This is a genomic window from Paenibacillus nanchangensis (genome assembly GCF_046543445.1).
GTDB classification, from domain to species: domain Bacteria; phylum Bacillota; class Bacilli; order Paenibacillales; family Paenibacillaceae; genus Paenibacillus_AQ; species Paenibacillus_AQ nanchangensis.
Map to the genome: position 1 here is coordinate 107,037 of NZ_JBHOFD010000017.1, position 24,723 is coordinate 131,759.

Genomic DNA, 24,723 nt, shown 5'->3' on the forward strand with positions numbered 1-24,723 from the left:
GAGAGAGCCTATACAGGATTCTAAGGACAACATTCCTGAATAAGCTCCATCGGAAATGTTTCAATAAATGCTGCTTGATGATGTTATGACAATCTAAAATTGGCGGGGCGCGGCCGGTCCAAGCCCAATGGAGCAGAGCCAATTCAGTGCTACCTCATGCAGCACGTTGATGTTATCTACCTGACAGTGTTCTAACCCGCCAAGACGTCTATCCTCTATTGCATAAAATGTCTTGTTAGGCGAACCGGCCTGCTCGTAATTCTTCAAAGCTTGTGTAAGCGGATTGGGCTGAACCAATATCTCTTCCGCTCCATGCATGACAAGCAGCGGACATTCGATCTGGTGAAGCACACCCTCAAGGTCATAGGCAAAACGCGGATTTTCCGCAAAATCCTCCAGGCTTTCTGCTCCGAGAATTCTCATGCCGTGTGCGGCCAGACTTGGCGGCATCCATGAAAGCATGGCTTTCCAGTCGAAGGCATGCGTACCGCCGTCGGAGATGACGGCAGCAATCCGGTGATCGAACGAAGCGAACCGCAGGGAGTCGTAAGCCGCAAAGCTCTCCCCGTGCACGATAATCTTATCCGGATCGACTTCCGGACGGGTTAGAAGGAAGTCGATGGCCCGGGAATGAAAGGCCTCGCTGTCCGCCCGTCTCCCTTTTCCTTTTTCGTACATCGAGAGGCCGGTGCCGGGCTGGTCATAGACCAAAAAATTATATCCGCACGAAATGAAGGCAGGGCCCAGCCAGAAATAGTTCTCAATGGACCACTCGTCACCACCGTTAAGTGCAAATACGGTCGGCTTTGGGCCTTCTATCCAGGAAGGGGAGAAGAAGTATCCATTCAGCTTGACATCCTCGTAATCGACCTCAATCTTCTCCGGACGGACCTCGAAGTATGTTCCGGCAGCTTCGAAAAGTTCATTCACCTTTTTAAAGATACGGATTTTCTCCTCGTCGTCATCCATCACTGCATACTCTGCGATTCTGTAGTAATTGCAGGCACGAATGTAGCAGTTCCGTGCGGTATACCAGTTTCCGGCCGTTTCTGCCTCCTTGCCGTGTTTTTCCAATGCCTGAGCGGTGATAAGCCATTCCCTGTGCCACGTAGCCTTGTCATCGGGGTCGATTTTTTTGCAGGCCTCATAGATTTCCGTGGCGTCCGTAGCACCAAGGCTTGCCATACCCAAAGCTTTGGTAACCTGGTAGGACATCATGTAGTTATCAGGCCACCGGCTGAACTCAATTGTCATTTCGGCTTCCTCCTTGTTAAGTTCCAGTGATTGTAGTTTTCTGCTGCAACTTATTTTCACATCCAAAGATGAAGCTTCTTTAAAAGAAAAATAAATATATATAAAGAGAATATAAAAAACTATAAACTGCTAAAAAACAAAAAAAGGCTGTAATCCGGGTTCATATCCGGACGCAGCCTGGAGCTTTGTTGTTGTAGAAGAAGTGCAAATATATAATCAGCGGTGTACCGCCAGGGGAAGGCTGAATCTAATTCCCAAACCGCCATATTCGGAAGGGTAGGCAGCAATTTCTCCCCCGTGATGTTCAATAATAGATTTGCAGCTTGCCAGCCCTAGTCCCAGTCCGCCCTTTTGGATCTGCCGCGATTGATCCACCGTAAAAAATTTGAGGAACAGCGAAGAAATATCCTGATCCGGCACGCCAATCCCATTGTCCTCAATCTGGAAATAGGCATAATGCTCCCGCAGGTAACCGGTCATATACACCTTAAGCTTAGGCTTCCCTCCATATCTTAGCGCATTGCTGAAGAGGTTGCCGAACACCCGGCGGAGCATCGGTTCATTGACCGTCAGCCATATACTGTCCGTGAAAGAATGGCGGCAGGTCAGTTCAATATCAAGTCCCGCCAGCTCGTACTCATATTCCAAAGCAATTTCTTCAAATAATTTTGTCGCCTTTACAGGCTTAGCTATCATGGATTCCAGCTCCAGTTTTTCTTTGGTGAAGCTGGAGAAATCATTGAGGAGTTCAACCATATACGCCGACTTCCTCTGAATCAATTCATAATATTCCTGCTTTTCAGTTTCGGGTAAGTCCTTGTGTGTAGCCAGCAGTTCAGTGAAGCCGTTAATCGAGGTCAGGGGTGTCTTCAAATCGTGGGCGATGGCTGCAATCATATCGGTTTGTTCTCTGTGGGCGAGCTGAAGCCTATGCTCCATTTTATTGAAGTGCTTATATAGCTCTCCGATCTCGTCCTTACGCTTCAAAGCCAACGGGGGCAGGGGATGAACCACATTAACTTCCCCCAGCCGGGTATTCAGACGCCGGATGGGCCTCTCTATGTAAAAATGAATATAAATAATCAGAATAAAAAATATACAGCCAGCGATGGCAAAGATGGGCAGCAGCAATGCTATATATCGGGAGTCCAGTAAAGTGGTGCGTATTGGGGAATATACTGCAAAGACAAACTTTAAATAGAAACCAATAGAGAACATAAGAATTAGAAGCATCAGCAGGAATAACAGGGGAAGCTTTATTTTCAGTTTCATCCTATTGCTCTCTTTCTGTGTATTTATAGCCTATGCCCCAAATGGTTTTAATAAAGTGATGTTCAGGACCCAGCTTCTTGCGGATATTTTTGATATGGACTGTTACCGTATTGATCTCTCCGTATTCGTCTCCCCAGACCTTTTCATAGATCTGCTCACGACTCAATACCTGATTGGGATGACGCATTAGAATAGACAAAATTTGAAATTCTTTTGTGGATAAGTCGAGTTTCCGGCTGTGCAGGAAGGCCTCAAACGTTTTATCATTCAAAATGAGCGGAGCATCCGTCTTTTCGTTATTGGGGCTAAGTTCGTCCCACTCTTTATGCAGCCTGTCCAATTTTCGGAAATGGGCCTTGATCCTGGAGGACAGCTCCTGAATACTGAAAGGTTTGGTCATATAATCGTCAGCCCCTATTTCGAGACCGACGATTTTATCGATGTCCTGATCACGCGCACTTAAAAACAGAATGGGAACATTATAAGAGGTCCGGATACTTCTGCAGACATCAAGCCCATTCATATCAGGCATCACGATATCCAGAACTACGAAATCAATGGGGTTATCTTCCACAGCAGATAAGGCTTCTTTCCCGGAACATGCCGAGATTACTGTAAATTGCTCGTACCTTAAACTCTTGGTGATAAGTTTTACGATTTCTTCATCATCGTCTACAACTAATATCGTTTTTGACATTTTACTACCTCCCTGAAGCAAACCAACCTGATACAAATCATAATTCCTTATTCTTGTTGATGCAATGACTCGGGAGCTCCCCGGTCAGCAGGAGGTGGGAACGGAGACCTTCTGCTGCTCAGGAGAGCTTTTTTGCGTTGTTGTTGATGTTTTGATAAAAAAGAAACATTGGATGGCGGATAGCTGTCATTTTACATCGAGCCGCATCCTCGGGGCCGCTCCCCCCTGAGTATCGGCGATGCCGATATGGACGAATCCAACGGATTCATAAAACCCTAACGCATGCGGGTTGGCGGTCACCTCTACAGGCACACCGCGCCGCCTAATGTCTTCGATCAAGGCGCTTGCAACGCCTTGGCGCATCCAGCCGGGATCCGTGAACAGATCCTCGAGTTCGAGGAAGCCGCGGGCGGGGAGGGCTGAAGCAAAACCAACAATTTGCCCGTCAACAACAGCGACACGGGCGAACGGCAGCATTGTTTCGTCCCACACAAGCCATTCAGGATGAAGGGCGAGCAGCTCCCGGCCGCCCTCAGCGGCCAGCGAGGCGCGGCGAAAGAGATCGCGCAGCGTATCGGCGTCTTCCTCGGCTGCACTTCTGATGACAAGGTTAGATGGCGCTGGATTTTTATTCGGGTTCATGGGCGAGTCTCCTTATCTTGAAATCCATGCTAGTATTTTTCCCTATATGAATGAAAAACTGCACGACTATTTATTATACCAGAAGCAACATACTTGAGAGATCATACCACGCTTTTATTGGCCAGGAAAAAAGGTTTTTGGATGTGCTTTGTGTAATAGTAAAAAATATGGCTTTTGTTAAAATTCGTTCCTGTCCAATTTGGCAGGAATGGATGTCACCCAAGAAACCGTCATCAGCCAAAAGTTCATCCCAAATATGGCTTTAGTTGAGGAGTGTTAACCATGGCTACTTGGGTTACCCATTTTCGGATTGCGGAAGCGCTGCTTAAGCGGCAGCTGCCAGTTTCAAGGATTGATTTTTTGGTCGGCAATATTGGCCCGGACTGCGGGCTCATCGGTGAGGATGGAGTCCCGTCACCCCCTAAGGAAATCACACATTGGATGAAAGGGAAGGAGATTGGCGCCGAGACTTTTTATCGGGAGTATCTGCAGGATTCCCTTGAACTCTCTGCTCCCCAAACGTCCTACTACTTAGGCTATTACTTCCACCTGGTTACCGATCAGGAGTGGAGCAAGCTGCTCAAAGAAAAGAAAAAGGAGAGCGTTTACCAGGAAATCATCAATAAACCGGAATTTGTGCGGCTTGTTAAACGGGACTGGTATGGTTTGGATTTTCTGTATCTCCAGAAACATAAGGACAGTATCTTTTGGATGGATTTTCAACATATTCAGGACTTTCCGGAATACATGAGTCATTTTCCTCCTGGCCAAACTCTGACGCAGATCCGGAATATTACGAATTTCTATCATCAAGAACATAATTTAGATAACCATACGTTTATTTACCTTACTTCAGACGAAACGGATGAATTTGTAGATCACACGGTCCGGTTACTGGAAGAGACGGTTTCGCAGAGATGGAATATTTCTGCTCAGCAAAGTGAAGTGTGAAATTACATAACAGATCAAGGTCTTAACCGCGCCAAAGCGCGGTTTTTTTGCGCGTTAACATCCATATTCAGGAACAAACTGGAACCGGATTTCCTCGTCCAAAAGTGCCAAACAAAAAAGCTCAATTTTCATTATTGACTAATATACCACTTATCAGATAGGATTAATAAAAAAATCGACTGACGAGTCAATCAGGAGTGAGGTTATTGCAGGAGGAACCGAATTCAGGCAGTGGATGGGAAAGACGGCAGGAGCTGCTCGGGATAGCTGTGGAGCTGTTTGCTAAGAATGGCTACCATAAAACAAAAATTTCGGACATCGTGCGTCAGGCCGGAGTAGCGCAGGGCACATTTTATTGGTATTTCAAAAGTAAAGAAGCGATTGTGCTGGAAATTATCGCGAACGGCCGGGAGGAAATCACCAAGGTGATCTCGCAGGGCTACCGCGTACATTCCGGCACCGTGGTCGACATGGTTCAGGCGTCCGAACTGCTGCTGAAGAACCTGTTCCAGTATGCAAGTGAAAACCGCTACCTGATGGAGCTTCTGCTGGGCAGCGGCACGTCGGATGAAGCGATTCGCCAGGCGGCAAGCGAAACGCGGCTTGAGATGGAGCTAGCATTTCGGCGGAACATCGAACGGGCGATGGAGCTCGGGATGCTCCCCAATACGATTGATCCGAAGCTGCGGGCGGCGATGCTGATGAGCCTGATTGAAGGAATGATCGCCCGGTGGCTGTTTGGGCCGCAGGACCCCGAATCGCCAATGTCCACCATCACGCTGGACGAGATATCGGCGCAAACGGCGCGGTTCGAATTCTTCGGATTATTAGGCATCTAAGCTTGCCGCATGTAAGTGGCAGAAACTACGATCATCACCGGCAAGCCGGAAGTGAAAGAAGGGATGAATTTGATCACGGTAACATGGGACGGCAGTTCATATACGTCAGCCAGCGATTATACCTACCCGCCTCCCGAAGGCGGGGTGCTGTCACCGATGGATGTGCTCTGTGAAGCACTCGGGATGTGCATCGCCGTTTCGCTGGTGCGGCTGCTGGAGAAGGACGATATCCGCGGGGAAGCGCTGCGGGTGGAAGTCGAACCTTATAAGGCGCGGGCAGGTGCGCCCCGGGTGGAGAAATTCCGGGTTCTGGCAGACCTCCCGTATTATCTGGAGGAGCCGTATAAAGAAAAGCTGCTAACGGAGGCTTCCCGAATCTGTACGATCGGAAACACAATTAAACGCGGTGCGGAGATCGTATACGAATACAAATCTTAAGACATCATCAGACAATCATCGAATGGGGGAAATTACATGTCATCCACTGTATCCAATCAGGCCAAACCGGCCAAACCGCTGGACGATTACGCGATCCAAGCGGTCCCTGCAAATGAACGCAAGGGATTGCTGAACGTCGCGTTTACCAGCTGCGGCTGGATTATCTCGCTGTCGACCATTTTTGTCGGCGGCTCCTTGGCGGCCGGCATGACTTTTGGCAGAGCCATCACCGCCGGGCTGCTCGGCATGCTGATTCTGGCTATCTACGGCTTTTTTCAAGGATGGATGGGGGCAAAATACGGCGTCTCAACGACCGTCCTGGCCAGACAGGCGTTTGGCCGCCTGGGTTCAAGCCTGTTCGGCATCCTGCTGTCGCTGACGATGGGCATCGGCTGGTTTGGCTGGCAGGTCGCGTTTTTTGGTTCCACCATTGAGCAGATGTTCCCCGGACGCTGGTTTGCAGAGCCGAACGTGGCGATTATCTGGGGCGGCGCCTTGATGATGCTGACAGCCCTGATCGGATACAAAGGCATTACATATCTCAGTTTTATCGCAGTACCTATGGTTATTCTGCTGTCGGTGTGGGGAATCTGGGTCGCAGCCGACCAGACCGGCGGGCTTGCAAATTTGTTTGCCGCACAGCCAACAGGTGATGTGATGAGTTTGTTTGCTGGCATTACGCTTGTAGTGGGGAATGCAGCGCTCGGCGCGGTCGTATTTCCGGATGTTACCCGTTACGGCAAAACCCCGTTCTCCGGCGGATTTGGCGCGGCGGCGGGTTATTTTATCGGCGGAATCTTTTCGGTCATTGCCGGAGCGGCCATGACGTTTGCGGCACAGCTGCCGGAGCTTGGCTCCACGCCAAACATTCCGGCCGTAATGGCGAAGCTCGGCATGGGCTTTATCGCCTTCCTGATTCTTGTGTTTGCCCAGTGGTCCAATAACGACAATAACCTGTACACCGGCGCTCTGGGTCTGCGCAATGTCGTGCGTTTGCCGAAATATATTCTTGTTATTATCATGGGGATCCTTGGGATCGTTATCGCCTTGACGGGTTATCAGGATCATTTTGTGCCGTTTCTTAACTTCCTGGGTGTTTATGTACCGCCAATCGCCGGGGTAATGATCGCCGACCACTGGTTTGTCCGCCGCGGCAAATATGCCTTCGGACCCGGAACGGAATACGCAGCGATTAACATAGCAGCTCTGTTGTCCGTAATTGCGGCAGGACTGATCGCCTCCCATATCACATGGGGGATCAGTCCGATTAACTCGACGATTCTTGGCCTTGTCCTTTACCCTGTTATCACTTTGACGCTTCGCACACTCAAGGTCCCTTACGAATTGGGCAAAAACACCGAGGATGCGACCGGCTACTGATCCGGTAGCCCCGTTGTGAACGAAACTGCAGACTGTAGGAGGTAGCAAATAATGAACAACATAGATGCACCAACCTGGAAACTGGGCATTGACGTTGGCGGAACGTTTACCGATGTGACCGCGCTTGATAACGAGGGGCGCATCACCGCCACCAAAACACCATCCACTCCCGATCCGTCGGACGGCGTCATCGAAGGAATTGCCAAGATTGCCGGCCTGCTGGGCTTAACTGCGCAAGAGCTGCTGAACAGCTGCACGCTGCTTGTGCATGGGACGACCGTGGCGACCAACACGATTTTGGAATATTCGGGGGCAAAAGTCGGCTTGATCACGACGGACGGATTCCGCGATGAGATCGAATTCCGCCGGTCGTATAAAGAGAGCGTATTTTCCCCGCGTCTTCCTGCGCCCCATCCGATTGTACCGCGGCGTCTGCGGGTCGGCGTGCCGGAGCGGGTCAGTGCGCAAGGGGAAGTCATTCAGGAGCTGGATGAACAAGCCGTACGGGAGGCCGCCGCGTTTTTCCAAGCGGAGGGAGTAGAGGCGGTTGCGGTCTGCTTCTTGTTCAGCTTCCTGCATCCGGCGCATGAGCAGCGGGTCAAGGAGATTTTCCAGGACGCCGCACCAGACATTTTTGTCACGCTGTCGGTTGAAGTGCTGCCGCAAATCCGCGAATTTGAACGGGTCAGCACGACGGTAGTTAATGCTTATACGGCTCCTGCCATGAAGCATTATCTGGAGCGGCTTGAACGGCGGCTGCTTGAACAAGGCTTCGGCGGAGAATTGTTTGTGATGCAGTCCGGCGGCGGCGTGCAAAATATCGTGCAGAGCGGCAGACTGGCCGCCAGCTGCCTGCTGTCGGGTCCTGCCGGAGGTGTGACGGCGGCCGCTTTCCTCGGGGAACGCCTGGGTTACACCGACCTGATCACAGTGGACATGGGGGGGACAAGCTACGATGTGTCCGTGATCGAGAATCTCCAGCCGGCGCTGACGACGGAAAGCTGGATCAGCCGTTACCGGGTGGCCCTGCCCATGCTGGATATCCATACCGTAGGCGCGGGGGGAGGCAGCATCGCCTGGATTGACGGCGGCGGAATGCTGCGCGTTGGTCCGCGAAGCGCCGGTTCGACGCCTGGCCCCGCTTGTTACGGCCGGGGCGGAACGGAACCAACGGTAACCGACGTAAATTTGGTGCTCGGCTATATGAATCCGGACCATTTTCTCGGCGGTGAAATGAAGCTGGACCGCGCAAAATCCGTGGATGCGATCGGCACCCATATTGCGGAGCCGCTGGGGATTACGGTGATCGAAGCGGCGCTTGCGATCTCCGAAATCGTCAACAATAACATGTCCAACGCGATCCGTTTTGTGACGACGCAGCGGGGCCATGATCCGCGCCGGTTTGCCCTGCTGGCGGCCGGCGGAGCCGGGGCAGTCCATGCCGGCCGCCAGGCTGAAGATCTCGGGATCGAGATGGTGATAGTTCCCCGCTTCGCGCCTGTGCTGTGCGCGCTGGGTGACGTAACGGCCAATTTGAAGGTAACGGAACTGCGGACGTTTTATGCTTCGGGCAGCGAGCTGGACCTTGACCGGATTAATGCGGTGTTTGAAGGCATGGAGCAGGCGGCCAGGGAGAAGCTTGGAGACAATTCCCGGCTGAAGCTGCATGAAGAAGTCCGCCGTTATGTGGATATGCGTTATGCGGGCGAAGTGCACGAGGTGACGGTGCCGATCCGGACTCGAACACGCAAGGTTACGGCGCTTAATATGGATTCGACCTTGTCCCTGTTCCACGAGATGCACGAGCGGTTGTATGCCCACAAAAACCCTGGACAAGAGGTCGAAATTCTGAACCTCCGCCTGGACCTGATTGGCGTACGCGAACGGATTCAGCTGCAGGAAGCGGCGTTCCAGGGCGAAGACCCGCAGGCGGCGCTGATGGAGGTCCGCCAGGTTCATTTCGGCACCGAACCGGAAGAAACCCAGATTTATGACGGCTCCAGGCTGGAGCCCGGAAATCTGATTGTTGGACCTGCGGTGATTGAGCAGTGGGGGACGACCATTGTTGTGTACCCGGGCCACGAAGCGTTGATCGATGCCGGCGGGAACTGCATCATTGAGGTCAGACGCGATAGAGAAGGGGTGTAAGCTATGCCGGCATCACACCGGATTATCGATCAGATCGTCTACGGCAAGCTGGCTGCGGTCAGCCGTTTTGCGGGGGAACAGCTCCGGCGTGTATCCCGTTCCGTGCTGATCGCGGAGAACGGCGCTTTTGCAGCCGGACTGGTGGCCGGAAACGGCCAACTGGTCCATCAAGCGCAATTTGAAGTGGAGCATTTGTTTGCGCTCCGCTCGGTGTCCCGCCAAATGCTGGAGTATTTTGCTTACGATCTGGAAGAAGGCGACGTGCTAATCGCCGCGGATGTGTACACAGGCGGAACCAAAGGGCAGACCTTAACGATGCTGCTGCCGGTGTTTGCGGACGGGGAGATGATCGTTAGTCCGGTCATCCGCGCCCAAATGGCGGACCTTGGCGGGGAAATCCCCGGCGGGTACAATCCGGACGCCTTTGAAGTCTGGCAGGAAAGCATGCGGCTCACGCCGGTCAAGCTGTTTAAAGGCGGCAAACCGCAGCGGGATGTGCGGCGGTTTGTGCTGACGAACAGCCGGACGCCGGAGCTGTTGGAAGCGGACTTGGAAGCGATGCTGGCCTGTCTGCAGGAAGCCAAAAAAGCGATTCATTCGCTCATTAGCGCTTATGGCGCATCCGCGGTGAATCAGGCGATAGGGCAGATAAATGAGCGCACCTCCAAGCGGACCTTCGAGCTGCTGCCTGACATTCAGCAGCCGCTATTGGCTGCGGCGGAGCTTCCGGCAGCTGCTGCGAATGCAGCCGTCCAGCTGCGGATGCAGCGGCAGGCGCACAGCTGGGTGTTTGATTTTACCGGAACGGCGGAACAGCTGCCCCTTCCTTATAACATCACCCGTGAGACGGCATCTGCTTGTGCGGTTACCGCGTTGTTGGCCGATTCGCTGGGCGAGCTGGACATCAACGAGGGACTGCTGAACGTATTTGAGTTCGTCTTCCCTGAAGGCAGTCTGGTTCATGCGGCGTTTCCGGCTGCAACCGGGTTTGGTTATGTCACCACAGGACAAGCTGTCGCTGCCGCAGTGACGAAAGCAATTCGCGCTGGCGCTGATCCCGAATATTCGGCGGTTCACGGACCGTCGCCGCTAACGATTTTGTATGCGCCGATAGGAACGCAGGCTCAAACCGAGCCGGTCTTCCTGGAACCCGGTTTTCCCATTGCGGAAGACGGCTGGAGCGCCCCTGTGCTGCAGGGGGCCCGCAGACTGGTCTCGGCCGAAGAGCTGGAGTGGCGGAACGGGCTGCGGATCGACCACAGGAAGCTGGAGAATGGGGATATGACGGTTAGACTCAAAGTACTTCGTGGCGAATACGAAGCCAGTATATTTGTCCCGGAAGGCAGCAGTGAAGTTCGGGTAATTAGTGAAGCCGGTGAGCGGAGCGGTACGGCTAACTGCATTCCGGTTACGGAAGGCGCCGTTCTGGAATACCGCTATGCTTCGCCGAAGCCCCTGGACGCAGCAGGTAAGGAGGAAAATGATGGCCCGTCCCGTGAATAAGTGGATTTTGTCGCAGGTTGTTGGCGGAACATTGGATTCCGTTGCGGAGGAGATGAGCGCCGCCGTGACGCGGACCGCACGGTCTCCGCTGTTTAATGAAGCGCATGACTTTACAACAGGCGTATTTGATTTTATGGAAGGAAGCACCCGGCTGGTGGCGCAGGCTCCAGGCTGCACACTGCATCTGTACGCGGTGGTTAGCGCCGTGGACGAGCTGATCAGCGCTTTTAAAAATGATCTGCATCCGGGCGATATCCTGCTCGTCAACGATCCCTATTACGGGGGTTCGCACAGCTTGGACTGGACGCTGGTGATGCCGGTCTTTCACGGCAGACGTCCGGTGCTCCTTCCGGCAGTACGCAGCCATATGGGCGATAACGGAGGCCCCGTCGCCGGCGGGTACAATCCCAGATCCCGCGACATTTGGCAGGACGGCCTGCGGATTCCTCCGCTGAAGCTGTATGAACGCGGCGAAAAAAGACAGGATGTCTTCGAGCTGATTACAGCGAACAACCGGCTTGCCCACTGGCTGGAAGGGGACCTGGATGCCATGATCGGCGCCTGTAAGCTTGCGGCCCAGCGCTCGGAAATGCTGCTGGAGCGGTACGGGTACGAAGCGGTCAGAGAAGCGATCAACAGCCGGATTGACTATACGGAGCGCAGGGTGCGCGAAGAAATTTCCAGCTGGCCGGACGGCATTTATTCCGCCGAAACCTATGCGGATCATGATTTCCAAGGAAACCGCGATATTAAGGTGAAAGCAACCGTTACGGTGTCGGGCAGCGACCTGACGATTGATTTTGACGGGTCCGCGCCGCAGGTTGAAGGATTTATCAACAGCCCGCTTTCCAATACGACTTCCTTTGCTTTTGTCGCCATTTCGACATGCTGCGACGAAAGCATTCCGATTAATGAAGGCTATATGAACCCTGTAACGGTAAAAGCGCCGCTTGGCAGTGTAGTCAATCCCAAACTGCCGGCTCCTTGCGGCCATGCCACGGCGTGTACTGGCGCGGAAATTGCGGAAGCCGTGCTGCTGGCGATCTCCAAATGCGCACCCGAACGGGTTGGGGTGAATGCGCATAAGCTGCCGCTTGCTTACACGAACGGGCAGTACCCGGACGGGCGTCCTTGGGTAAACCTGAACTTTTTTGGCTATACCGGAGGAGCCGGAGCTGCCTTTGAAACCGATGGCTGGGGCTTGTACCCGCCGGTGATGACGGGTGTTATTTTGCCTTCGATCGAAATGAACGAAATTCAGTATCCGAGCCGTGTCTTGAAGCATGAATATACCGCCGACTATACCGGGGCGGGCCAGTGGAGGGGAGCTCCCGGTCTGCATGTGCTCATCCAGCACCTGGAACCGAGTTATACCAGCGTCATGATGGCGGGTGTGCGCAATACAACGCGCGGGTTGTGCGAAGGCGGGGATGCCCCGTCGAACCTGGTTGTCCTTCATCCGGACCGCCAGGACCCGCTGGAAGTCAGAGAAACGGCATTCCACATCCCTATGGAAGGCGGAGGGATCATCGAATTTCACCGGGCCGGCGGCGGCGGATGGGGAAATCCGCTGCGGCGCGATCCCGGACTGGTTCTGGAGGATGTCCGCAACGGAATCGTATCCTTGGAACGGGCGGCTGAAGACTATGGTGTTGCTATTACCGTTTCGGGTAGGGAATTTATACTGGACGAGGAAAATACGGAGGCGCTCCGCCGGGAGCGTCTGGCAGCCGAAGTGCAGCCCGAGCGGCCAGAGAATACGAATCAGCAGTAACAACATTTACATGCAGCGGCACAGATTTGCGCATTAATCATGCTGAACTCCCGTGTCACCCGAGCAGCGGAAGGAAATAACTGCCGGTCCACTTTTCCCGCCAAACTTGGTAAGGTAGAGTGAGCTATTCATTTCGGCGTGAGGTGAGGAGACAGCATGACTAAAAAACTTTGTTTGTTTTGCAACGAGATTGTCCCCACTGAACCGGCAGGCGAATACGAAACGTATCTAGGCTGCTGTTGTTCACCCGGAGGTTCTTACAAACTGTTAAAAGAAAGCTACGCAACGATCTACTCGCTGCCGCATGCGCAAAAACGTCAGGTGCTGCATGTCGTATCCGCCTACATCCGGGAACGCTCGGAGAATGGGAGCAAAAGTAAGGTTACTTTGCAGGCGGGCGACCTGGAGCGGATCGCGAAGGACGCCGGCATTCCTGTAACGCTTGAAGATAAAGGAAAACGGCTGCTCCGCTATGTGTACAGTCATGCCGAGGGACCTGGAAAGCCAGTTGTGATTCATCCGCTGTCCCGGAGCTATAATCTGACTTACTCTCCCAACATGCAGGAGCTGGTCTACATCATCGATAAGCTGCAAAGCGAAGAGCTGCTTGTCCGGGAGGGCATGACGTTTAAACTGACGGAAAAAGGCTGGAGTGAAGCGGCGGCACACGCCGCTGGCCCCCAGCTGAAGCCCTGCCTCGTGCTGATTGCGGATGAAGGAGAGCTGCGGGCTGAGTGGACAAATCAGCTGCTCCCCAGAATGGAGCAGTGCGGTTACCACCCGCAAATGCTTACGGCTCCGGGCGTGCCGGCGGAGGGGGATATGCCTGCTCAGGAACGGATAACGGACAGCAAGCTGATCCTGGCGGATCTTACTTATCCGTCGCCTGATCTGTTTTTGACGGTGGGTTACGCGCTTGCCCTGCAGATCCCTGTAATTTGCACGGTGCACAGCAAAACTGCGGAGAACCTGGCCGGCTCGCTTCAATCGCTCCGGCCGATTGTATGGGATTCCGCGGAAGAATTGGCGCATCTGCTCCAGCAAAGGTTGGGAATGTAACGCAAGCCGGAACGCACGGAAAGGTAACGCCAGAACAAAACGTATCCCTGAAAAGCTGCACCCTGATTAACTGGTTAGGGTGCAGCTTTTTTTGTGATATGTTAATAGTGTGATGGCGGAAAACAAATTACTAAAAATGTATAATGTCAGCGTCGTTGTAGAATTCCGTTGTAGAATTCCCTAGATGATGCCATCTCTTTTTTGGGAGGAGATTGGCTTGAAGCTAGAAGGGCGGGCGGCTGTCGAACGGAATGGACTGGCCGCTTAACCGGGATGGGTTCAGAGTCTGTAGAGATCTCTATGGTGGTTTCCAAGTGACATACACGCAGCAAAATACCACAGCACGCCCATACGGAGGTCTTCGCGGACCCAGCGGCCGTTATTTCTGAAATTCTTGGGCTTTTGGTATGCCTTGCGGACTCCAGATCCGTTATTCGTACGGAAAACATGCAAACGATGGATTTTCCACGTAAATAAGGGAAACTGAGTCCGTCTCTTTGCCAAAACACGGAAAAATCAGCAAATAGGGTCCCCTCTGTCCGTGAACTTGTACCCATACTTTCTCTGGCGGCTACAATAGGCGGGAATCAGGGATGGTATCCTGAAGCACGTTCCCATTAAGCCGACTTTGGTTACCATTGAGCCCGGCTATGAGCAGATGATAATTGATACCATCATAGGATACAATCATAGTCCGAGTCCATCCGCATAGGGCTGGCGCAAAAGGGGGCAAAGCAAGCAAGCGAACAAGCAAGTGATCAGACATTCCCAGGGCGGTTTAACGACCAAGACTCATGCCGTGGTCGATCCACTGGGAAACCCGCTATACTTTAATTATTATCTGGACAGTCACACAATTCCATGATGGGTTACGATGGGTTACATACAAATTCACCCAACTTTAGATTTACAGCATGTTCAAGGCTTTTTTTGGCCTTGATTTCGATTTAAATAGCTTTGCGTACAGGCCCTAGTCTAATGGGCAGCTGTACCGGTCATCTCATCGCTCCACCTGTATTTCCGCCTTTCGGCGCCGCAGATTCATGAATACCAGCAACAGCGCTATAGCCGTCAAAATCATTCCCAACACCCGGAAGCCTTGGAAAGAGAACTGTCCGCCCATAACCAATCCTGTCAGCAGGGAAGAGAGGATGGTCCCCAAATACCGGGAGGTATTAAATAACCCGGAAGCGACCCCAATGATTTCTTTGGGTGTGCTTTGAAATAACGCCGCCTGCATGCCGACACTGTTCAACCCGTTGCTCACGCCAAAAGCGGCCAAAGCCACACACACACTGACGACGGGAGACGTTGGGCTTAAGGTCACAAGCCAGACCGCGCCAACGGTCATAAGAATGGCGGATAGAAACAAAGCCGGACCGGGGCCCGATTTCTCGATCCAGCGGCCGGCAGGGGGCGCAGCTGCAAGGGAGCATAAGCCCAGGCTCAGCATCAGGATTCCGGTGTGAAATTCATCCAGCTGGCGCACGGCCTGCAGGTAAGAGGGGAGGCCAAAAAACACCGCGTAAAACAGCACGTTCACCAGCAGAAATTCGAGATTGACCCACGTCATCGCCGGATATTTCGCAAAGGTGCGCAGCGGGATAAAAGGCACAGCCGTTTTGAGTTCCCGGCGCACGAAAGCAATCAGCAGCACCACACCCGCCAGACCGGTAAGAGCTTGTACGGACGAAAACTGTCCAGTTGATTTGGCCGACAGCAGACCGGCAAGAAGCGCAACCAGACCTGCCGCAAACAAGGCAATACCGGGCACATCCATTTTGGACATCCATTGGCGAAACGAATAGCGGGGACGTGCGGATGCCGCATCTCCGTCCTTCGGAATCATTTTCCAAGCCAAGAGAAAGCTTGCCAGCGTAAAGGGTAGATTCACAACAAAAATCGCCCGCCAATCCCACCAATGCACCAGCAGGCCGCCAACAAACGGTCCAAACGCCGCCGCTCCCGATAAAAACAAGGCTAAAACCGACAGCGCAACCGCTTGTTTTTCCGTAATGTGTACGCGTACAATCGCCATTCCAACCGCAGTCATCATGCTTGTCCCCACAGACTGCACAACGCGGGTGACGATGAGCCAGCCAAAAGACGGGCAAAACGGCGCAGCCAATGAGGCCAGAAAAGCGACGACCAGACCGGTTAAAAACAGAGGACGGCGGCCGAACACATCACTGGCTTTTCCCATCACGGGCTGCGCGACCGCACTTGCCAGATAAAAAGAAAAGATAATCCAGGAGACCGCTGTAAAGTCAAGCTGAAACACCTGCTGCAGCCTCGGGATGGCGACTGAAATCATCGAGGAGTTCAGCGGATTTAACAGGATGCCCAGTCCAACGGATATCATCAGCCACCAGTCACGGGTTTTCATAATTTTTTCCCCCTAAACGTTTTAAAGCAATCGTACGGGAAATGGCTGATTTACTCAAACGCATTTTATGCTATAATTACATAGACTGAAAGGAATGAAAGGTGGCGGAGTATGGAATTGCTTCAACTGCAATATTTTCTTGCCGTTGCCCGTTTGGAGCATATGACCGAGGCTGCACACAGCCTGCATGTAACACAGTCGTCGCTCAGTAAAACGATTCAGCGGCTGGAGGAAGACCTGGGGGTTCCGCTTTTCGACCGGACAAGCAGAAAGCTGCGGTTAAACGAATTTGGCAGCCGGTTCCTGCTCCGGGCGGAGCGTGCGCTGCTTGAGTTGGAAGAGGGGAGGCGGGAGCTTCGGGATCTCTCAAGGCAGGAACAGCACACGCTTGAACTGGCGGTAACTACGGCGAGCATGCTCCCAAATATTCTACGGGCGTTTCGGAGTGAAAATCCTGCGATCCAGTTTCATGTGCAAATGGTTGCCACAGAGGAAATGATTGCGCTGCTTTACAGAGGCGAAGTCGATTTCTGCTTGTCTTCCCCTCCTGTCTACAGGGAGGAGATCGCGTGTGAGATTGTGTACATCGATCCAATCCTTGTTGCCGTACCTAATAGTCACCGCCTGGCGGAGCGAACCAGCGTATCCTTGATGGACCTGCAGGAGGAAGGGTTTGTCGGGGTGAAAAAAGGCTACGGGACGCGCGATCTGGTCGATGCGGTGTGCAAAAAAGCGGGATTTGTCCCCCGCTATGTGTACGAAGGCGATGAACCTGCGCGGCTAAGCGCGCTGGTGGAAGCCGAAATCGGCCTCGCCTTTATGCCCGGCTCGGCCAGAAATGCGCGGGAGCAGATCAGCTACCTTCAGGTAGAGGATCAAGAGCTGAAGCGGGAAATCGCCTTGTTATGGCATAAAAGCCGTTATATTTCACAGGCCGCACAGCAGTTCCGCGAGGTCGCCGTCAGTTATTTTAATTCATTGGCCGCTCAGGACGGATTGTAATTCTAACAGTTAGAAGGGAGCACTATGGAGAAGTCAAACAAAGAAATATTTAACGAATGCTGTCTGCAAATTGCCGCAGCCTGCGAACCATTTGGATATAAATACTACAAATCCAAGAAAAAAATGATGAAGCAGGTAGGCTGCTTTACCGCCGAAGTCCATTTTGCAAGCAGTACATACAATATTCAGGGAAGTTATCTGGAGTTCAACACGAGCTGCAAAATGATAAACACAGCGACCGGAAAGGTATATTGGAATTTGCCGCTTTATCAGTTACGGGAAGGAAAAGGCAAGGTGTGGAACCTGGCGAAAGAACGGTTCAGGGAGCGGGAATTAACCGAGATCATCAAGATATTGCAGGAAAAGTTTTTTCCATTGGCAGAGAGCTATGGAACGAATATCGAAGGGGTCATTCAAAACGTCGTTGATAGCGGATGGTTTATCGGGCACAAAACCGATATTTATCTGCTTGAAGTATTGGATTTGGTTGCAGACTTTGGCACGCAGGAGCAGGTTACCGAATGCGTTCATCACTATATCCGTCATTTACCGAAGGATGTACAACAGCGTTTCAAATTCGATTATAGGCTGTACCAGTCAAGCGGACAAACGGCAAGCACGATTAATAACCGCAAGCTGATTCCTTTTATGGTGGAGCGGGGGATCCATTATCCCTAAGAGGCCAAGCCCGGAAGATTGATTCTAGCGGACCCGGCCTAATCGTGAAGGGGATGAAACAGGACCTATAGAGAACACGCCGATATCAACAGGTACTATAACACCGAAAAATAGGCGGTCGATTCTCGAAAAAGCTGCTCGTCCGTAGGCGGATTCGGCTTCAAGCGAAATGTTTGATTCTCTGCCCCGGCGGCCAGCTTAAGCGCCTTTTGATGGGCTGTCTTCAGGTCCTGAAGAGCAGACGCAACAAGTGCCAGCTGATCAGACCGCCACTGCCGGCCCTCGAGCTGCAGGATGTTTAGGGCCTCCGCCGCCGTTCGCCTCCGGATTGCTTTTAAAAAACCGCCCCATTTGATCAAGTCCATCCCGGGAGCGCGACCGGCGGCAATGCGGCATAACCCTATCCCGCTGAATGTCCCGCAGGTGAGTTTCAGGACGAAGCAGCAGCCACGCTGGCGCCGGTTGGCCGGAAGAAAGGAAGGCGGCTCTTTAAACAAAAACAATTCGATTTGGGTTAAAGGGGAATCATCCATTCCGTATGCCCTCCAGGTTGGACAGAATTGTGAAACCAATTTGATGAGCGTCAGATGCCCGCTGAATACAGGCTTGCAGCTCCTGGTCATTTTCACACACCGCCGCATGCTCAAGCCATACAGACGTTTTTGTTTTATGCACAAAGGAAACATGGCAGGGAAAACACTGCCGGGAGCGCAAAACATACCAGCCCGGGCGCATTTCCCGCCACGGTTGTTTAAACGCGGCAAGCAGCGGGAGCCTCGTCCGGCCGGACCAGTCTTGTTCCTGCTGGATCGTCCGGATTTCTTGATAAATTTCACGCACCGTCCTATCGTCCGCACATTCCCGTAAAGACAGGGAAAGGTTGAACTGGCGGAGAATTTCCACGCGATGCTCGCCAAAGCCATATCCAACCACATACCGATGTCCGTGTTCTTCGTACCATACTGCCCCGAAACACCGAAATTCCAAGCTAACCGGGTCCAATAACCCGCGGCATGTACCAAAATAATAAGTTTTCATTTTTGTCCCTCCACCAGCTGTTTACAGCAGCGTTTGCAATGGCTCGCCTTGGCCCAGAATGGGCAAAAAAAACCGCAGGCGGAGATTAACCTCCGCTGCGGTTTGCATAGACCGGCACACGGCCGCGTCTGCAAATAGCATGGCGTAAAAAAGGTTCTCTCCACTGCGCTGACGAGGTTAGCTGCCGGATTCGGACGGTGAGAGACGTCCTGCCTCACGGGATACGTTTGTCCCGTGTCGGATTCACACCAAAGCAGGCCCTTTGAAACGGCCTGTGGTTCCCCCGCTTCCCGGGTTCCGGGAATTAAGCGTTTTGTTCAAATCGAATGATACACTTCCCGAAATGCCTTTGTAAAAGCTGAGAAAGAGGCTCACACGCTGTGAGGGAGGAAATCTTCGGCTCAGCACCAATGAAACAGAGATAATCTGAATTTTTGGTCATTTTCGCTGGAGTTTACTCGGATAAGCTTGAATTTTCATGAAAACTCTCAAAAATGAAGAACATTACTTCGGAACATTGCTTGGCGGCGTTAGCATCGGCAAACTGCTGTACGCAAAAACGCCGGGCGGTCAGTCCGGCGTCAGCAGACGGTAGCCGATGCCCGGCTCCGTTACAATCAGTTTTGGCTGCGTGGAGTCCAACTCCAGTTTTTTGCGCAAATGTCCGATATAGACCCGCAGATAATGGGTTTCCGACTCATCCAGATGGCTTCCCCATACCTGCTGCAGCAGCTGGAGCTGGGTCACAATTCTGCCCGCATTGGTGGCGAGCACCTTCAGAAGATCGTATTCGGTTGGCGTCAGTTTAACCCGCTCGCCGTTCTGCGTCACAATCCGCTGGGCGAGATCAATCGTCAGCTCGCCAATCTGCAGCACCGGTTCGCTGCCCGAACCCGCCACATGGCGCAGGGCCACCCGGATTCTTGCGACCAGCTCACCCATGCTGAACGGCTTGGTTACATAATCGTCCGCACCGCTGTCCAGCGCCTGGATTTTATCTTCTTCCCGGTCTTTGGCGGTCAGTACAATGATAGGTACGTTCGACCACTCCCGAATCCGGACAAGCACTTCCATCCCCGCCAGGTCAGGCAATCCAAGATCTAGCACAATCAGATCCGGATTGACCAAAGCGGCTTGAGTTATTCCTTCCTCGCCAGTAGACGCTTCGTGAATGGAATATTGATGGGCTTGCAGGGTCACCTTCAGCAGTTTGCGGATTTGCGCTTCGTCATCGACGATCAAGATGCGTGCTCCAGGGTTATTCAAAATTATCCTTCTCCGTTTCTGTTCCGTTAGTTTCCAGCTGTACTCCGTGGTGCCTTTCAACAGGGAGAGTTACCGCCACAGTCATCCCTTGAGGCGTATTCGGTTTTGCCGAAATCGTTCCATTGTGCAGCTCCACAATTCCTTTACAGATGGCCAGCCCTAGTCCGGTACCGGTGATCTGCTTGCTTGCATTCGAACGGTAGAATTTTTCAAAAATCCGGCCGTATTCATCGCTTCCAAGACCGATCCCCTGATCGGAGACGGTTAGGGTTAGAGTGTGCTCCGCAGCATAAGCCTCGATTACGATTTCGCTGCCGTCCGGGCTGTATTTGATGGCGTTGCTGACCACATTCACCAGCATCTGTTCTAATAATACTTCGTCTCCCCGCACCATGGGGAGCTCCTTCGGTAAAATTACACGGAGCTTGCGGTCCTGTTGAACATCCTTTACCTGCGCCAGCGTGACGCCGATAAGGTCCTCGATATCGCACCAGTTTTTTTTGAGCCGCAGCATGCCGCTTTCCAGTCTCACCATGCTGAGCAAATTAATGACCAGCCGGTTCATCCGGTGCGCCCCGCTGCGGATGGTAAGCAGCAGCTCCATACGGTCCTCCGGGGAAAAAAGCTTGTCACCCTCAATCAATCCGGTTACCGAGCCGATGATGGCCGCGAGCGGTGTCCGCAGTTCATGGGAAACGGAATCCAGGATTGCGGTGCGGATCCGCTCCGATTCGGCAGTTAAATGCGCGATTTTGGCTTCTTCCTCGAGCTTGACCCGGGCGATCGCGCTGGCCGCCAGCCCGGCGATCGCCTCCAGCATCCGCTGCTGCTCGCCGGAGAAGACATGGCCCCGCTCTTTCACATGAAGAGCCAGCACGCCGTGTACCCGGTCTTCGGTTCGCAGCGGAAGATAAAACCCCTGGGAATCCCTTAACGTTTCCGTACCATATCCAACCGCTTCCCCCTGATCAAAGGAGAGCTGAGCCGTCACCTTTTCCGTTTCGCTAAGTCCCCAGTCCTCCTGTACGGCAAAAGAGTGGGACAATACCACTGAATTCCGTTCATCCGGCAAGTATACCGCAATATCACAGCCGGTGGTGTGCGAAACCTGACGGGATACGTTTTCCAACAGGGCATGGATGTCCGTTATGTCGCTCATCTGCCGGCTGAGCTCAAACAGCGCCGCGGTGGTCGCTTCCCGCTGTTCGGAGTACCGCAGCTGCCGCTTCAATTTTACCGCGAGGGTAGCTGTAAGTATGGCTACCGCCAAAAAAACGGAAAAGGAGATCAAATACCGCAGATCGGCGATCGTAAAACTCAGCACAGGGGTCACAAAAAAGAAATCAAACACAAGCACACCTAAAACGGCGGCGAACATGGCAGGCCGCAGACCCCAATACACCGCGCTTAACAGCACCGGCAGCAGATACAGCAGCGCTATATTCACCGCCTCAAAAGCCAGTCCAAAAGGTCTCATCAGCAGGGTCATGCTGGTGATCATCATAATAATCAGCAGATACGGCTTAAGCGGGTTCAGCTTCATTTTCCATTTCGGCATGGATATTCCTCTCTCTCTCTCGTTCAACATTCCCGTTCCTACTATAGCTCAGCACCCTGTAAAAAAGGAATAAAAGAACCGGTAAACAGGCGTAAAAATCACATAAAAATGGAGAAAAACCATCCTGCGGGCTAGAAAATGAAAGAAAATTCAAGTTATCCTTTGTTTTGGTTCACCTCAAGACCAGAAGTTTCCCATAATCAGAGAATTTCACCGCTGTACGGTTTTACAAAAAACTGGCGCAGCGTTAAGATTCGGTTCATGAATTGAAGGGAATTCGATTCTGACAGGGCAGCCTGCCTGGCCTATCTGGCGAGTCAACGGAACGGAGGTCCGGGTGAGAGCGGACCGCCCGAAACCGGACGACCATTGTCGTCATCGGCTCAGCCAGTAACGACGGGGCGCCTCTCACCGCCGGAATCCGCCGGGAGACGTGCAGGTCATGCTGGAACAAATGCATAGACGGCGTGCTAGATTCGGGGGAGGAGCATATGGAACAGAGCCGGGTAGTCGTCGCCGCTTCAAACAAGGCGGGATTGGAATTCGTAAAATTGCTGCTGCATCAAAAAATACCGGTAGCGGCCTTAACCAATAACAAAAAGGAAGAGCAGCTGCTGAGAGAATTGGGCGTGCAGGACATCCTGCACGTTCGCACCACCCGCGGCAATGCCTGCGGGATGCCTGATTTTCCAGTCAGGCAGGTGCTTATTTTCGAGGCCAGCCTGCCGCTTAGCTGCCAGTATTTGCAGCTCGTCAGCCAGTGGTCCTGCCAGCAGGTAACGGTGGTCACCCCCGTTTGGCACCCCGAGGCCATATACAAAAAGCTGGGAGCGTCATACGTCATTTACAGCCGTACCGGCAACGTCGTTTTTTTGCTAAAGCAGATGAAAGAGTAAACAGGTGGAGGTGTTCGTGACATGATGGACATTTGGATGATTTTAACATTGGTTGTCAGCGCCTTGCTGGTGCTTGGCTTTATCGTATGGTGCGATAAGGCGATAGAGGATACGGGAGGGGAAGGCGCATGACCATCGTTTTGATTTTCACAGGCATCGTGCTGATTTATTTGATCTACGCCTTGCTTCATCCGGAGAAATTTTAAGTACTGTTTGCAGCTCATGCCAGGGAGGAACGGAAATGGATATTTTGCAAATCTGCATTGTGATCGGTATTTTGATCCTGATCGCCAAACCGCTTGGGTCTTATTTATACCATGTATTTTCCAATGAGCCTAACCGCACGGATAAAATATTTGGCTGGGCGGAAAAACCCATCTTCGCGTTAAGCGGTCTGAAAAAACGGAAAGGGATGCCGTGGAAACGATACGCAATCAGCGTGGTCGTTACGAATTTCGTGCTTGTCGCCTTAAGTTATCTGGTGCTGCGGGTCCAGAACGGGCTGCCGCTGAATCCCAACGGCATCGGCAGGATGGAGCCGACGCTGGTGTTTAACACCATCATCAGTTTCATGACGAATACGAACCTGCAGCATTACAGCGGTGAAACGGGCTTGACCTACTTCTCGCAGATGGCCGTCATTACGATGATGATGTTTACATCGGCGGCAACCGGACTTTCGGTGGCGGTCGCTTTTGTAAGAGGGATTACAAGCAAAGGTAAAACCTTGGGCAACTTTTTTGAGGATTTTATCAAAGCGCACACCCGGGTATTTTTGCCGCTGGCGACGATTGTTACGCTGGTGCTGGTCGCGCTGAAAGTGCCGCAGACCCTTGATCCGACCCTGACGGTAACGACACTGCAAGGTTCAACGCAGCATATTGCGGTGGGTCCGGTGGCTTCGCTGGAGTCGATCAAGCATCTGGGAACAAACGGCGGGGGATTCATGGGTGCCAACTCGGCCCACCCGTTCGAGAATCCAAGCCCGCTGACCAACGTAATTGAAATTTTGTCCATGTGGTCGCTGTCCGCCGCGCTGCCGTTCATGTACGGCAAATTCGCGAAAAGCCGCAAGCAGGGCTGGGTGATTTTTTCCGCGATGATGATATTGTTCCTGGTGTTCCTGCCGATTGTCTACAGCGCGGAAAAAAGCGGCGTCCCGGCAATGAACGCTTTGGGTATCGACGCTTCGCAGGGGAGCATGGAGGGCAAAGAGGTACGCTTCGGGATCGCCCAATCGGCGCTGTTTACTTCCGTCACGACGGCCGCGACAACCGGCTCGGTTAATAACATGCACGATACCTTGACCCCGCTTGGCGGACTAGTCCCGCTGGCACAGATGATGCTGAACGTTGTGTTTGGCGGAAAAGGCGTCGGGCTGATCAATATGCTGATGTATGCGATTCTGGCGGTGTTCATCTGCGGGCTGATGGTTGGCCGCACGCCCGAATTTCTCGGCCGCAAAATCGAGCCGCGCGAAATGAAGCTGATCGCCATTGCAATTCTGGCGCATCCCTTTATCATATTGGCGCCGTCGGCGATTGCCTTTTTAACGGAGCTTGGCAAAGGGGCGATTAGCAATTCAGGCTTTCACGGGATTTCACAAGTGCTGTATGAGTATACCTCTTCCGCCGCCAACAACGGCTCGGGGTTTGAAGGACTGGCGGACAACACGGTGTTTTGGAATATAACAACCGGTCTCGTGATGTTTTTCGGGCGTTACATTTCCATGATCGCGCTGCTGGCCGTTGCCGGATCACTGACGCGCAAACAATGGGTGCCTGAGACCATCGGCACGTTCCGTACGGATAACGCTTTGTTTACGGTTCTGCTCATCGGGACGGTTATTCTGATTGGAGCTTTAACTTTCCTGCCGGTAATTGTTCTCGGTCCGGTCGCGGAATTCTTGACGATTCGTTAATAAAAAGTGGGGTAATGTGGC

Annotated in this window: 22 protein-coding genes, 2 pseudogenes and 1 riboswitch; of the genes and pseudogenes, 15 read left to right on the forward strand and 9 right to left on the reverse strand. The window is 52.7% G+C overall.

The window, feature by feature from the left end:
- Positions 1-93 precede the first annotated feature (93 nt).
- From ACE6ED_RS15340 to ACE6ED_RS15355, 4 genes are all read right to left on the reverse strand, one after another.
- Positions 94-1,254, reverse strand: a complete 1,161-nt coding sequence (locus ACE6ED_RS15340) for an alpha/beta hydrolase (protein WP_410828063.1) — start codon at positions 1,252-1,254, stop codon at positions 94-96.
- Positions 1,255-1,470: 216 nt separating this feature from the next.
- Complete coding sequence (locus tag ACE6ED_RS15345) at positions 1,471-2,526, reverse strand: HAMP domain-containing sensor histidine kinase (RefSeq protein ID WP_410828064.1); 1,056 nt, start codon at positions 2,524-2,526, stop codon at positions 1,471-1,473.
- A gap of 1 nt (position 2,527) precedes the next feature.
- Positions 2,528-3,223, reverse strand: a complete 696-nt coding sequence (locus ACE6ED_RS15350) for a response regulator transcription factor (RefSeq protein WP_410828065.1) — start codon at positions 3,221-3,223, stop codon at positions 2,528-2,530.
- Positions 3,224-3,409: 186 nt separating this feature from the next.
- Positions 3,410-3,865 carry a GNAT family N-acetyltransferase gene (locus ACE6ED_RS15355; protein WP_410828066.1) on the reverse strand — a complete coding sequence of 152 codons (456 nt, stop codon included), beginning with the start codon at positions 3,863-3,865 and terminating at the stop codon, positions 3,410-3,412.
- Between the two features lie 282 nt (positions 3,866-4,147).
- Here ACE6ED_RS15355 and ACE6ED_RS15360 point away from each other — a divergent pair, with 282 nt between their 5' ends.
- The 10 genes and pseudogenes from ACE6ED_RS15360 to ACE6ED_RS15405 form a co-directional block, all read left to right on the forward strand.
- Positions 4,148-4,816 (forward strand): hypothetical protein, encoded by a 669-nt coding sequence (locus tag ACE6ED_RS15360; RefSeq protein WP_410828067.1) that lies wholly within the window; start codon positions 4,148-4,150, stop codon positions 4,814-4,816.
- 206 nt (positions 4,817-5,022) lie between these two features.
- Positions 5,023-5,655 (forward strand): TetR/AcrR family transcriptional regulator, encoded by a 633-nt coding sequence (locus ACE6ED_RS15365; RefSeq protein WP_410828068.1) that lies wholly within the window; start codon positions 5,023-5,025, stop codon positions 5,653-5,655.
- A 15-nt stretch (positions 5,656-5,670) separates the two neighbouring features.
- The gene (locus ACE6ED_RS15370) at positions 5,671-6,093 is read left to right on the forward strand and encodes an OsmC family protein (RefSeq protein ID WP_410828069.1); all 423 of its coding nucleotides are present in this window, start codon (positions 5,671-5,673) and stop codon (positions 6,091-6,093) included.
- A 36-nt stretch (positions 6,094-6,129) separates the two neighbouring features.
- On the forward strand, positions 6,130-7,473 hold the full coding sequence (locus ACE6ED_RS15375) for a cytosine permease (RefSeq protein WP_410828070.1): 1,344 nt from the start codon (positions 6,130-6,132) through the stop codon (positions 7,471-7,473).
- Positions 7,474-7,524: 51 nt separating this feature from the next.
- The gene (locus ACE6ED_RS15380) at positions 7,525-9,621 is read left to right on the forward strand and encodes a hydantoinase/oxoprolinase family protein (RefSeq protein WP_410828071.1); all 2,097 of its coding nucleotides are present in this window, start codon (positions 7,525-7,527) and stop codon (positions 9,619-9,621) included.
- 3 nt (positions 9,622-9,624) lie between these two features.
- A complete protein-coding gene (locus tag ACE6ED_RS15385) occupies positions 9,625-11,124 on the forward strand; it encodes a hydantoinase B/oxoprolinase family protein (protein ID WP_410828072.1) in 1,500 nt (499 codons plus the stop codon).
- Positions 11,105-12,898, forward strand: a complete 1,794-nt coding sequence (locus ACE6ED_RS15390; RefSeq protein WP_410828073.1) for a hydantoinase B/oxoprolinase family protein — start codon at positions 11,105-11,107, stop codon at positions 12,896-12,898. Before ACE6ED_RS15385 ends, ACE6ED_RS15390 begins: the two co-directional genes overlap by 20 nt.
- A gap of 156 nt (positions 12,899-13,054) precedes the next feature.
- Positions 13,055-13,957, forward strand: coding sequence for a hypothetical protein (locus ACE6ED_RS15395; protein ID WP_410828074.1), 903 nt, complete (start codon positions 13,055-13,057; stop codon positions 13,955-13,957).
- 112 nt (positions 13,958-14,069) lie between these two features.
- Positions 14,070-14,269: pseudogene (locus ACE6ED_RS15400) on the forward strand (VOC family protein); the annotation flags it as partial.
- 368 nt (positions 14,270-14,637) lie between these two features.
- Positions 14,638-14,783, forward strand: a pseudogene (locus ACE6ED_RS15405) (IS5/IS1182 family transposase); the annotation flags it as partial.
- Between the two features lie 174 nt (positions 14,784-14,957).
- Here the strand turns inward: ACE6ED_RS15405 and ACE6ED_RS15410 are convergent.
- A complete protein-coding gene (locus ACE6ED_RS15410; RefSeq protein WP_410828075.1) occupies positions 14,958-16,343 on the reverse strand; it encodes an MFS transporter in 1,386 nt (461 codons plus the stop codon).
- A gap of 111 nt (positions 16,344-16,454) precedes the next feature.
- Here ACE6ED_RS15410 and ACE6ED_RS15415 point away from each other — a divergent pair, with 111 nt between their 5' ends.
- Both ACE6ED_RS15415 and ACE6ED_RS15420 read left to right on the forward strand, forming a co-directional pair.
- Positions 16,455-17,345, forward strand: a complete 891-nt coding sequence (locus tag ACE6ED_RS15415; RefSeq protein WP_410828077.1) for a LysR family transcriptional regulator — start codon at positions 16,455-16,457, stop codon at positions 17,343-17,345.
- Positions 17,346-17,369: 24 nt separating this feature from the next.
- Positions 17,370-18,023, forward strand: a complete 654-nt coding sequence (locus ACE6ED_RS15420) for a hypothetical protein (protein WP_410828078.1) — start codon at positions 17,370-17,372, stop codon at positions 18,021-18,023.
- A gap of 95 nt (positions 18,024-18,118) precedes the next feature.
- Here ACE6ED_RS15420 and ACE6ED_RS15425 read toward each other — a convergent pair whose 3' ends face one another.
- The 4 genes from ACE6ED_RS15425 to ACE6ED_RS15440 all read right to left on the reverse strand — a co-directional run bounded on the left by ACE6ED_RS15425 (position 18,119) and on the right by ACE6ED_RS15440 (position 21,885).
- A complete protein-coding gene (locus tag ACE6ED_RS15425) occupies positions 18,119-18,556 on the reverse strand; it encodes a hypothetical protein (RefSeq protein ID WP_410828079.1) in 438 nt (145 codons plus the stop codon).
- Positions 18,549-19,061 (reverse strand): hypothetical protein, encoded by a 513-nt coding sequence (locus ACE6ED_RS15430; protein WP_410828080.1) that lies wholly within the window; start codon positions 19,059-19,061, stop codon positions 18,549-18,551. The genes ACE6ED_RS15425 and ACE6ED_RS15430 overlap by 8 nt, the downstream gene beginning before the upstream one ends.
- 151 nt (positions 19,062-19,212) lie before the next feature.
- A riboswitch (cyclic di-AMP (ydaO/yuaA leader) is annotated at positions 19,213-19,382 on the reverse strand.
- Between the two features lie 249 nt (positions 19,383-19,631).
- Entirely contained in the window at positions 19,632-20,327 is a 696-nt protein-coding gene (locus tag ACE6ED_RS15435) for a response regulator (protein WP_410828081.1), read from the reverse strand.
- Positions 20,320-21,885: an ATP-binding protein gene (locus ACE6ED_RS15440; protein ID WP_410828082.1), complete on the reverse strand. Its 1,566-nt coding sequence runs from the start codon at positions 21,883-21,885 to the stop codon at positions 20,320-20,322. Before ACE6ED_RS15440 ends, ACE6ED_RS15435 begins: the two co-directional genes overlap by 8 nt.
- 491 nt (positions 21,886-22,376) lie before the next feature.
- Between ACE6ED_RS15440 and ACE6ED_RS15445 the strand changes: the two genes are divergently transcribed.
- From ACE6ED_RS15445 to kdpA, 3 genes are all read left to right on the forward strand, one after another.
- On the forward strand, positions 22,377-22,781 hold the full coding sequence (locus ACE6ED_RS15445; RefSeq protein WP_410828083.1) for a hypothetical protein: 405 nt from the start codon (positions 22,377-22,379) through the stop codon (positions 22,779-22,781).
- A 128-nt stretch (positions 22,782-22,909) separates the two neighbouring features.
- Positions 22,910-22,987 carry a potassium-transporting ATPase subunit F gene (locus tag ACE6ED_RS15450; RefSeq protein WP_410828098.1) on the forward strand — a complete coding sequence of 26 codons (78 nt, stop codon included), beginning with the start codon at positions 22,910-22,912 and terminating at the stop codon, positions 22,985-22,987.
- 35 nt (positions 22,988-23,022) lie between these two features.
- Positions 23,023-24,702, forward strand: a complete 1,680-nt coding sequence (kdpA, locus tag ACE6ED_RS15455) for a potassium-transporting ATPase subunit KdpA (RefSeq protein ID WP_410828084.1) — start codon at positions 23,023-23,025, stop codon at positions 24,700-24,702.
- Positions 24,703-24,723 lie beyond the last annotated feature (21 nt).